Below are 7820 nucleotides of genomic sequence, written 5' to 3'. Positions count from 1 at the left end.
CGCCGCCCCCCGTCACCGCCGCCCCGGCGGAGCCCCGCATCGAGATCGCTCCGGCCGAGCCGGCGGGCCCGCCCCCGACCACAGCCGAGCGGCCGCCCGCGGATCCGGACGCCCCCATCGCGACCCGGCCCCAGCCGCTGGACGCCACCGCTGAATAGAAGCGTGCCGGCTAGGCGGTCCTGATGGTCAGGTAGCCGCGCTCGACCATCCGGCGCAGGCCCTCATAGGCCTCGGCCAATTCCTCATAGCCGGTGCGGGCCGAGGTCAGGCGGGCGATCTGGTCCGGCGTCGACGGGGCGCCGGATTCGCTCTGGCGCAGGGCCTCGCCGACCCATTTGGCGCGCGCCGCGGCCGTCTGCACGGCCAGCCGCTGGAACACCGCCGCGTCGAGACCCGGCAGGGCGGCGGCGATCACCTCCCGGTTGGCCACGAAGGCGGAATAGTCGATCTGTTCCAGAAGGCCGCGCAGCCGCCGCTGCTCCTGGGGGTCGGCGTCCTGCGGCTCGAAATGATCGCGCTGCCGGCGGTAGGTAGAGGTCTGGATGGTCGACATCGCGCCGCTCCGGGAGATGGACGGCCGAGCGTGCGCCGCGTCGATTAACGACAGGTTGCGCCCACGGGGCTTGCGAGCCGCTCGCTCGCCATGATACTTAAGTGAATGCTTCAGCATCAGCAGCCGCTCGATCTCGCCTTCCAGGCCCTGTCGGACCCGACCCGCCGGCGGATGGTCGAGCGGCTGTCCGCCGGCCCCGCCACGGTCAGCGAACTGGCCGATCCGCTGCCGATGTCGATGTCGGCGGTGGTCCAGCACCTGAAGATACTTGAGGCTTCCGGCCTGGTGACCACCGAGAAGGTCGGCCGGGTGCGGACCTGCCGGGTCCAGCCGCAGGCGCTCGGCGCCGCTGAACGCTGGATCAACGACCGCCGCCGGTCCGTCGAGCGCAGTCTCGACCGGCTGGGCCTCTTCCTCGACGCGACCAGACCCGAAACGGAGCCCCCTGAATGACCGCCCAACTCGCCCACGGCATGTTCACGATCGAGCGGCGCTACGACGCCTCGCCGGCGCGTGTTTTCCAGGCCTGGTCCGATCCCGCCGCCTTCCGCCGCTGGTTCGTCGAGGCGCCCGGCGCGACGATCCACGACTGGGCGCACGACTTCCGCGTCGGCGGCCGGGGCGGAGGCCGCTACCGGTTCGGCGGCGAGGACAGCGTCGTCGGCTTCAACGACACCCTGTTTCTGGACATCGTCGAGAATGCGCGGATCATCCTGACCTACGTCATGGGCCGCGAGCTCGGCGACGGCAGGCGCCGGGACTCGGCGTCGCTGGCGACCATCGAACTGGCTCCTGACGCGGCCGGCACGCGCCTGATCTACACCGAGCAGGGGGCCTATTTCGGCGACGACGGCGCAGCCCACATCCCGCTGCGCGAGGAGGGCTGCGCCGAGATGCTGGACAATCTCGCCCGCGAGCTGGAGGCCCGCCAATGACCGGCAAGGTTCGCGTTTCCTCATACGCCGTTTCGGTCGACGGCTTCGGCGCCGGCCCGGACCAGAGCCTGCAGAACCCGCTGGGCGTCGGCGGCGAGAACCTGCACGAATGGTTCTTCCCGACCGACACCTTTCAGAAGATGTACGGGAAGGGTCACGGACAGACCGGCGTCGACGAAGGCTTCGCCAAGCGGGGAATGGAGGGTATCGGCGCCTGGATTCTGGGCCGCAACATGTTCGCCCATTCCCGCGGGCCCTGGCCCGATGACGGCTGGAAGGGGTGGTGGGGCGAGGAGCCGCCCTATCGCTGCCCCGTCTTCGTCCTGACGCATCATCCGCGCGCCTCGTTCGAAATGAAGGGCGGCACGGTCTTCCACTTCGTCACCGACGGCCCGGCGGCGGCGCTGGAGCGGGCGCGCGACGCGGCCGGCGACGGCGACATCCGCATCGGCGGCGGGGCGGAGACGATCCGCCAGTATCTGAAGGCCGGCCAGATCGACGAGATGCACGTCGCGCTCTCGCCTGTCCTGCTGGGCCGGGGAGAGCCCTTCTGGGAGGGTCTCGACCTGCCCGCCCTCGGCTATGAGGTGCTCGGGAGCACCGCCGGCGAACGCGCCACCCACCTGCGTATCGGCCGTTCCGGAACGACGGCGAACGCCACCACCCGGAGCGCCTGATGTCCCTTGTCCTGTGGTCCCATCCCTATTCGGCCTATGGTCAGAAGGGCCTTGTCGCCCTCTACGAACTGGGCCTGCCCTTCGAGGCGAAGCTGGTCGACTTCGCCGACGGGTCCGTCATGGCCGCCTTCCGCGCCCTGTCGCCCTTCGCCAAGATGCCGGTTCTGGTCGACACCGCGGCGGACCGCACCGTCCACGAATCCAGCATCGTCATCGAATATCTGGACCGGGCGGCCGGTGGCGGACGGCTGATCCCGGACGATCCGGAAACGGCGCTGGAAGCCCGCTGGGTCGACCGTATCATCGACACCTACGTCGGCGGGCCGATGAACCGGATCATCTTCCACCGCCTCGGCCGGGCCGGGCCGCCGCCGCCCGAGGCGGTCATGGCGCTGGACGCGGGCGAGATCGCCACCGCCTGGGATCTGCTGGAACGCCGCCTCGGCGACGGCCGGACCTGGGGCGCTGGCGAGACCTTCACCCTCGCCGACTGCGGCGCGGCGCCCATCCTGACCTACGCCCGGCGGCTGGTTCCGTTCGGCGACCGGCCGCGGCTGAAGGCGTGGCACGGGCGGCTGATGGCGCGGCCGTCTTTCCGCCGCGCCCTCGAGGACGCCGCCCCGTTCGGCGACCTGATGCCGGCGCCGCCCGCAGTCGACTAGGTCCCGGCGTCAGCCGTTGGCGGTGGCGACCGCCGTCGTCCCGCCGGGCGCGCGCGCGATGTCGAGCAGCTTGAGGCGGAAGATCAGCACGCTGTTGGCCGGAATCGGCCCCGACGCCTGATCGCCGTAGCCCAGCGCCGGCGGGATGTAGACCAGCCACTCGTCGCCGACGCTCATATGCTGGAGCGCCTCGCGCATGCCCGGGATGATCGAGCCGGATATGCCTTCCTCGACGGTGAAGACGGCGGGCTGGCCGCGTTCGAACGAGCTGTCGAACACCGTGCCGTCGGTCAGGGCGCCTTCGTAGTCGACCCGCACGAGATCGTTGCCGTCGGGGCTCTCGCCCCCGGGCGGGCCGGCCTGGGTCACCTTGTACTGGACCCCCGACGGCAGGGTCTGCACGCCGTCGGCGCGGGCGTTCGAGGCCATGAAGAATTCGGCCGCGCGCAGGTTGGCCGCGGCCTCCTGGTCGCCGGTCGGCGGCGCGTCGCGCCCGCACGCCGCAAGGGCCGCCGCCATGGCCAGCACGGCCGCCGTCCTAGCCCATCCGTAGCGCATAGCCTGCCTCTTCCAGTCCGTGTCTGATCTCGTCCGCATGCGTCTCGCCGCGCGTCTCGACCATGATGTCGAACTCCGCGCCCTTGGCGGGAACGTCCAGCGCCAGCCGGTTGTGCACCACGTCGATGATGTTGCCGCCGAGGCCGCCGATCACCGCGCTCATCTTCGACAGCATGCCGGGACGGTCGTCGCCGAGGATGCGGTAGACCACCAGTCGCTTCTCGCGCACCAGCTCGCGGTTCAGCACCACCGCCAGCATGCGCGAATCGATGTTGCCGCCGGTCAGCTCGATGCCGACCTTCAGGCCGCGGAACTTCTCGGGATGGGCCAGCATGGCCGCCAGCCCGCCGGCGCCCGCCCCTTCGGCCACCGTCTTCTCCAGCGTGGCGAGGAAGGCCACCCCCTTCTCGAAATCGGCCTCCTCGACGACCAGCACCTCCTCGATCAGCGGATCGGCGAGCGCGAACGGGATGTCGCCGACCGCCTTGATGGCGATGCCCTCGGCGATGGTCTGGCCGCCGCATTTCGGCGTCTCGCCCCGCCGCCGGGCCGAGAACGACGGATACATGGCCGCCTCGACCCCGAAGATGCGGATCGACGGCTTCAGGGCCTTGGCCGCGATGGCCGAGCCGGCGATCAGGCCGCCGCCGCCGATCGGGATGATCAGGACGTCCAGGTCCGGGGCGTCCTCCAGGAATTCGAGGCCGCAGACGCCCTGGCCGGCGACGATGCCTTCGTCGTCGAAGGCGGAGACGAAGACGAAGCCCTCCTCGTCCCGCAGCCGGTGGGCTTCTTCGGTCGAACCCGAGAAATCCAGACCCTTGATGACCACCGTGGCCCCGTGGGCGCGCGTCCCGTCGGCCTTCACGAAGGGCGTGCCCTCCGGCATGACGATCGTCACCGGGATGCCCAGCCGGCCGCCGTGGTAGGCCAGCGCCTGGGCGTGATTGCCGGCCGAAGCGGCGACGACGCCGCGCCGCCGCTCGTCGGGCGACAGCTGCAGCAGACGGTTCAGCGCGCCGCGCTCCTTGAAGCTGCCGGTGAAATGCAGGTTGTCGAACTTGATCCACACCTCGGCGCCGGTCAGCTGCGACAGCTTGCGCGAATAGCGCACCGGCGTCCGGTCGACCTGGCCCGCGATCCGGTCCCGGGCCGCCAGAATGTGGTCAAACGTGACTGTCATGGGGCTCCCCTATACCCGGTCTGCGCCGGGTTGCCGCGCGCTTTTGGACCACCCTCCGGAGGCTCGCAACCTTGACCTTGCCGCGGCGTTGAGCGTCTGATCCGCACGTTCGATCCGCAGCCGTGACGGAGAAAGCCCATGGCCGCCCAGATGACCCCCCGCAAGCCCCTTCTTCCCCTGATCGCCGCCCTCGCGCTGGGCGGCCTGCTCGCGGCCTGCGAAACCGTGCCGATGGGCGGCGGCTTCGGCCCGCCGCCGGCCAACGGCGGGTTCCGGGCGGATGATTTCGCATGGTCGACCCGGTCGGGCGCCGCATCGATCGACGGGCGGGTGGACTACCGCCGCGAGGGCCAGGTCTACGCCTGCACCGGCTCGGTGGCCCTCACGCCGGACACGCCCTACACCCGCGCCCGTTTCCGCACCCTGTACGGCTCCACCGACCGGGCGGCGGTGCCCGAGGCCATCGTGCGCGCCCGCACGGTGCCGGACCCCAATGCCGACTATCGCTCCTACGTGCGGTCGACGACCTGCCAGAACGGCCGGTTCAGCTTCACCGGCCTGCCCGACGGGGGCTGGTTCATCATCGCGCCGGTCAGCGCCGACGGCGGCGACCGGGTGGTGCTGATGCGGCATGTCGACACCCGCGGCGGCCGCGTTTCCGTCACCCTGTAAGCGTTCGTCAGTCCGTCTTTTCAGGCCGCGTACCGGGCCGCTCTGGAGGATTAACCATGCGTCGCCCGCTTCTGTTTCCGCTGATCGTCGCCGCCGGCTTCGCCCTCGCGGCCGTGCCCGCGGCCGCCCAGTCGTGGGGCTACAACAGCGGGCACGGACATCAGCGGAGCGGCTCGAACTGGGCCCCGTCGGCCTTCGACTGGCGTAGCCAGCTCGACCGGCCGGGCGACTATCGATGCGACGCCTTCTGGGACGCCAATCGCACCGACTGCGGCGCCCGCTGGCGCGACCAGCGCCGCCGCGTCAGTCCGCAGGCGCGGCGCGACTACCGGGCCCTCGCCGGTTACGGCGGCAACCACGGTCATTACGGGCGCGCCTACGGCTACGGCCATGACGGCCGGTATTCCACCCGCCGCCGGGGCTACGGCCACGGCTACTCCTACGGTCAAGGCTACGGCTACGGGCAGGGCGCCGTGTATCACGGCGCGTATGGTCGGCCGGACGTCGTCCATGGCGGGGGATATGGTCGTCAGGACCACGGCGGTCGCCGTGATCCCGGCCGCATCGACTGGTGCCGCGCCACCTATCGTTCGTACGATCCCGGCAGCGGCTACTACCGGGCGTACAGCGGCCGCCTGATCTACTGCGGCTGACCGCGAACGCGGTTCATCCGATCACGGAACGGTGGGTGAGCGACGTTCGCCATTGTTTCGCCTTGTCCGCACCGCTTCGCTGCTCCCGACCCGCAAGGGGCGGTGGATCAGGGAGCGCGTTCATGTCCCAGCACAATATTTCCGGCTCGGAAGTCTTCGGGCCGAAGCCCGGCGTCATGCTGAGGTCGGTCAAGACCAGCGGCCTGCGCCGCCAGCGCGCGGCGCGGACCTGGGCGGCCTTCATCGCCGGGGCGGCGGTGGCCGTGGCGGGCGGGGCGGTGGCCCTGGCCGCCGTCTTCGGACCGACGCTGTTCGGCTAGGCCAGCCACACCATCCGGCGCGTGCTGGCCTCGCCCGAGCGGGCCTTGCTGAAGCCGCGCCGAACCTCGCCCGTGTAGAGGAAGCCCGCCTTCTCCAGCACGCGGCCGGAGGCGGGATTGTCGGTGAAATGGCCGGCGACCAGCGCCCGCCGCCGCCAGCGCTTCGACGCCCAGGCCAGCGCGCCCTGCAGGGCCTCGGTCGCATAGCCGCGGCCCCAGAAGGGGCGGCCGATCCAGTAGCCCACCTCGGGCGCCGGATCGCTGTCCTCGAACAGACCGATGACGCCGACGGGGCCGTGATCTTCGTGCTCGATCAGGAAGGTGGCGGCCCGGGCGGGATCCTGTCCCGCCACGCCCAGCACGAAGGCTTCCGCATCGTCCACCGAATAGGGATGGGGCATGCGCAGGGTCATCCGGGCGATGTCCGGGTCATTGGCGAGCGAGGCCAGGCGGCTGATGTCCTGCGGACCCGGCGCGCGCAGGGCCAGGCGCCGCGTCTCGACGACGGGAGAGGGTTCGATCACGCACATGGTAGCGCCTCATCCGGTACGCCGCCTCCTTGGAGGGCTCGGGCGGCTTCGAGGCGGGGAACGAAAACGGGGAGCCTGGTGATCCAGACTCCCCGCGGAAATAATTCCCTTGGTCCGGATCGCGGCTCTTGAGCCTTGCGCGATCCGGGAAGTGTTCCGTTCGCGCTACTCGGCGGCCATGGCCTGTTCGGTGGCCGGAAGAATCGACACGTAACAACGGCCGCCACGCTTGGTGGTGAATTTGACCGAGCCGGTGGCGGTGGCGAACAGGGTGTGGTCGCGGCCGAGGCCGACGTTGTCACCCGGGTGGAAGGTGGTGCCGCGCTGACGCACGAGGATGTTGCCGGCCAGAACGTTCTCGCCGCCGAACTTCTTCACGCCGAGGCGCTTGGAGTGAGAGTCGCGACCGTTGCGCGACGAACCACCGGATTTCTTGTGAGCCATGGGTTTGCTCCTGCTTCTTCGTTCTTACGCTTCGTCGGTGGAGGCGGGCTTCGCCTTGGGCGCGGCCTTCTTGGCCGGAGCCTTCTTGGCGGCGGGCTTTTCAGCGGCGGCTTCGGTCGCCGGAGCGGCTTCCGCCTTGGCGGCCTTCGGAGCCGCGGCCTTCTTCGCCGGCTTGGCTTCGGTCTCTTCCACGCGCGGGGCCAGGCCGCGGGCGCGGGCGTTCATCTCGGCCTTGGTCATCAGCGAGGTTTCGCCGTCCCACTTGGCCTTCTCGCCGGCGCCTTCGATGCCGGTGATGCGCAGGACCGATTCCATCTGGCGGTGGCCGTTGGTGCGGCGATAGCCCTGACGACGGATCTTCTTGAAGATCTTGATCTTCTCGCCCTTGCGGGTTTCGACCAGCGTCGCCGCGACGGTGGCGCCGGCGATCGTCGGGGCGCCCAAGGTCACGCCCTTGTCGCCGCCCAGCATCAGCACGTCGCCGAACGACACGTTGGAGCCGGCCTCGCCGTCGAGCTTCTCGACCACGATGACGTCGCCCGGCTGAACCCGGTACTGCTTGCCGCCGGTCTTGATCACCGCGTACATGTTGAAGCCTCAGCGAAACGCAAAAAGAATAAGCCCGACGGGGGT

General features: G+C 70.3%; 13 protein-coding genes. 7 read left to right on the top strand and 6 right to left on the bottom strand.

What is annotated here, in order from left to right:
* Positions 1–169: 169 nt before the first annotated feature.
* The gene (locus tag VGD32_RS14015; protein ID WP_331032496.1) at positions 170–553 is read right to left on the bottom strand and encodes a hypothetical protein; all 384 of its coding nucleotides are present in this window, start codon (positions 551–553) and stop codon (positions 170–172) included.
* A 105-nt stretch (positions 554–658) separates the two neighbouring features.
* Here VGD32_RS14015 and VGD32_RS14010 point away from each other — a divergent pair, with 105 nt between their 5' ends.
* From VGD32_RS14010 to VGD32_RS13995, 4 genes are read left to right on the top strand one after another with little or no spacing between them, the layout of a single operon-like run.
* Positions 659–1006 (top strand): metalloregulator ArsR/SmtB family transcription factor, encoded by a 348-nt coding sequence (locus VGD32_RS14010; RefSeq protein ID WP_331032495.1) that lies wholly within the window; start codon positions 659–661, stop codon positions 1004–1006.
* A complete protein-coding gene (locus tag VGD32_RS14005; RefSeq protein WP_331032494.1) occupies positions 1003–1488 on the top strand; it encodes an SRPBCC domain-containing protein in 486 nt (161 codons plus the stop codon). The genes VGD32_RS14010 and VGD32_RS14005 overlap by 4 nt, the downstream gene beginning before the upstream one ends.
* Positions 1485–2165, top strand: coding sequence for a dihydrofolate reductase family protein (locus tag VGD32_RS14000; RefSeq protein WP_331032493.1), 681 nt, complete (start codon positions 1485–1487; stop codon positions 2163–2165). The genes VGD32_RS14005 and VGD32_RS14000 overlap by 4 nt, the downstream gene beginning before the upstream one ends.
* Entirely contained in the window at positions 2165–2827 is a 663-nt protein-coding gene (locus VGD32_RS13995; RefSeq protein ID WP_331032492.1) for a glutathione S-transferase family protein, read from the top strand. Before VGD32_RS14000 ends, VGD32_RS13995 begins: the two co-directional genes overlap by 1 nt.
* Before the next feature lie 9 nt (positions 2828–2836).
* On the opposite strand, the gene VGD32_RS13990 is transcribed toward VGD32_RS13995, so the two are convergent.
* Both VGD32_RS13990 and VGD32_RS13985 read right to left on the bottom strand, forming a co-directional pair.
* The gene (locus VGD32_RS13990; RefSeq protein ID WP_331032491.1) at positions 2837–3385 is read right to left on the bottom strand and encodes an FKBP-type peptidyl-prolyl cis-trans isomerase; all 549 of its coding nucleotides are present in this window, start codon (positions 3383–3385) and stop codon (positions 2837–2839) included.
* Complete coding sequence (locus VGD32_RS13985; RefSeq protein ID WP_331032490.1) at positions 3366–4568, bottom strand: threonine ammonia-lyase; 1203 nt, start codon at positions 4566–4568, stop codon at positions 3366–3368. The genes VGD32_RS13990 and VGD32_RS13985 overlap by 20 nt, the downstream gene beginning before the upstream one ends.
* Positions 4569–4706: 138 nt before the next feature.
* Between VGD32_RS13985 and VGD32_RS13980 the strand changes: the two genes are divergently transcribed.
* The 3 genes from VGD32_RS13980 (at position 4707) to VGD32_RS13970 (ending at position 6213) form a co-directional block, all read left to right on the top strand.
* Positions 4707–5240 (top strand): hypothetical protein, encoded by a 534-nt coding sequence (locus tag VGD32_RS13980; protein WP_331032489.1) that lies wholly within the window; start codon positions 4707–4709, stop codon positions 5238–5240.
* A 56-nt stretch (positions 5241–5296) separates the two neighbouring features.
* The gene (locus VGD32_RS13975) at positions 5297–5893 is read left to right on the top strand and encodes a BA14K family protein (RefSeq protein ID WP_331032488.1); all 597 of its coding nucleotides are present in this window, start codon (positions 5297–5299) and stop codon (positions 5891–5893) included.
* 122 nt (positions 5894–6015) lie between these two features.
* Positions 6016–6213: a hypothetical protein gene (locus VGD32_RS13970; protein ID WP_331032487.1), complete on the top strand. Its 198-nt coding sequence runs from the start codon at positions 6016–6018 to the stop codon at positions 6211–6213.
* Here VGD32_RS13970 and VGD32_RS13965 read toward each other — a convergent pair.
* The 3 genes from VGD32_RS13965 to rplU form a co-directional block, all read right to left on the bottom strand.
* On the bottom strand, positions 6210–6743 hold the full coding sequence (locus VGD32_RS13965; protein ID WP_331032486.1) for a GNAT family N-acetyltransferase: 534 nt from the start codon (positions 6741–6743) through the stop codon (positions 6210–6212). The genes VGD32_RS13970 and VGD32_RS13965 overlap by 4 nt on opposite strands.
* A gap of 165 nt (positions 6744–6908) precedes the next feature.
* The gene (gene rpmA / locus VGD32_RS13960) at positions 6909–7187 is read right to left on the bottom strand and encodes a 50S ribosomal protein L27 (RefSeq protein WP_331032485.1); all 279 of its coding nucleotides are present in this window, start codon (positions 7185–7187) and stop codon (positions 6909–6911) included.
* A 24-nt stretch (positions 7188–7211) separates the two neighbouring features.
* The gene (gene rplU / locus VGD32_RS13955) at positions 7212–7775 is read right to left on the bottom strand and encodes a 50S ribosomal protein L21 (protein ID WP_331032484.1); all 564 of its coding nucleotides are present in this window, start codon (positions 7773–7775) and stop codon (positions 7212–7214) included.
* Positions 7776–7820 lie beyond the last annotated feature (45 nt).

The organism is Brevundimonas sp., from assembly GCF_036402095.1.
Classification (GTDB): domain Bacteria; phylum Pseudomonadota; class Alphaproteobacteria; order Caulobacterales; family Caulobacteraceae; genus Brevundimonas.
This window is presented reverse-complemented; position numbering and strand designations above follow the sequence as displayed.

What these genes read in the sequence shown, in the direction of transcription:
- VGD32_RS14010 (WP_331032495.1), top strand. Translation starts at nt 659, where the DNA reads ATGCTTCAGCATCAGCAGCCGCTCGATCTCGCCTTCCAGGCCCTGTCG.
- VGD32_RS13965 (WP_331032486.1), bottom strand. Translation starts at nt 6,743, where the DNA reads ATGTGCGTGATCGAACCCTCTCCCGTCGTCGAGACGCGGCGCCTGGCC.
- VGD32_RS13980 (WP_331032489.1), top strand. Translation starts at nt 4,707, where the DNA reads ATGGCCGCCCAGATGACCCCCCGCAAGCCCCTTCTTCCCCTGATCGCC.
- rplU (WP_331032484.1), bottom strand. Translation starts at nt 7,775, where the DNA reads ATGTACGCGGTGATCAAGACCGGCGGCAAGCAGTACCGGGTTCAGCCG.
- rpmA (WP_331032485.1), bottom strand. Translation starts at nt 7,187, where the DNA reads ATGGCTCACAAGAAATCCGGTGGTTCGTCGCGCAACGGTCGCGACTCT.
- VGD32_RS13995 (WP_331032492.1), top strand. Translation starts at nt 2,165, where the DNA reads ATGTCCCTTGTCCTGTGGTCCCATCCCTATTCGGCCTATGGTCAGAAG.
- VGD32_RS13975 (WP_331032488.1), top strand. Translation starts at nt 5,297, where the DNA reads ATGCGTCGCCCGCTTCTGTTTCCGCTGATCGTCGCCGCCGGCTTCGCC.
- VGD32_RS14015 (WP_331032496.1), bottom strand. Translation starts at nt 553, where the DNA reads ATGTCGACCATCCAGACCTCTACCTACCGCCGGCAGCGCGATCATTTC.
- VGD32_RS14005 (WP_331032494.1), top strand. Translation starts at nt 1,003, where the DNA reads ATGACCGCCCAACTCGCCCACGGCATGTTCACGATCGAGCGGCGCTAC.
- VGD32_RS13970 (WP_331032487.1), top strand. Translation starts at nt 6,016, where the DNA reads ATGTCCCAGCACAATATTTCCGGCTCGGAAGTCTTCGGGCCGAAGCCC.
- VGD32_RS13990 (WP_331032491.1), bottom strand. Translation starts at nt 3,385, where the DNA reads ATGCGCTACGGATGGGCTAGGACGGCGGCCGTGCTGGCCATGGCGGCG.
- VGD32_RS13985 (WP_331032490.1), bottom strand. Translation starts at nt 4,568, where the DNA reads ATGACAGTCACGTTTGACCACATTCTGGCGGCCCGGGACCGGATCGCG.
- VGD32_RS14000 (WP_331032493.1), top strand. Translation starts at nt 1,485, where the DNA reads ATGACCGGCAAGGTTCGCGTTTCCTCATACGCCGTTTCGGTCGACGGC.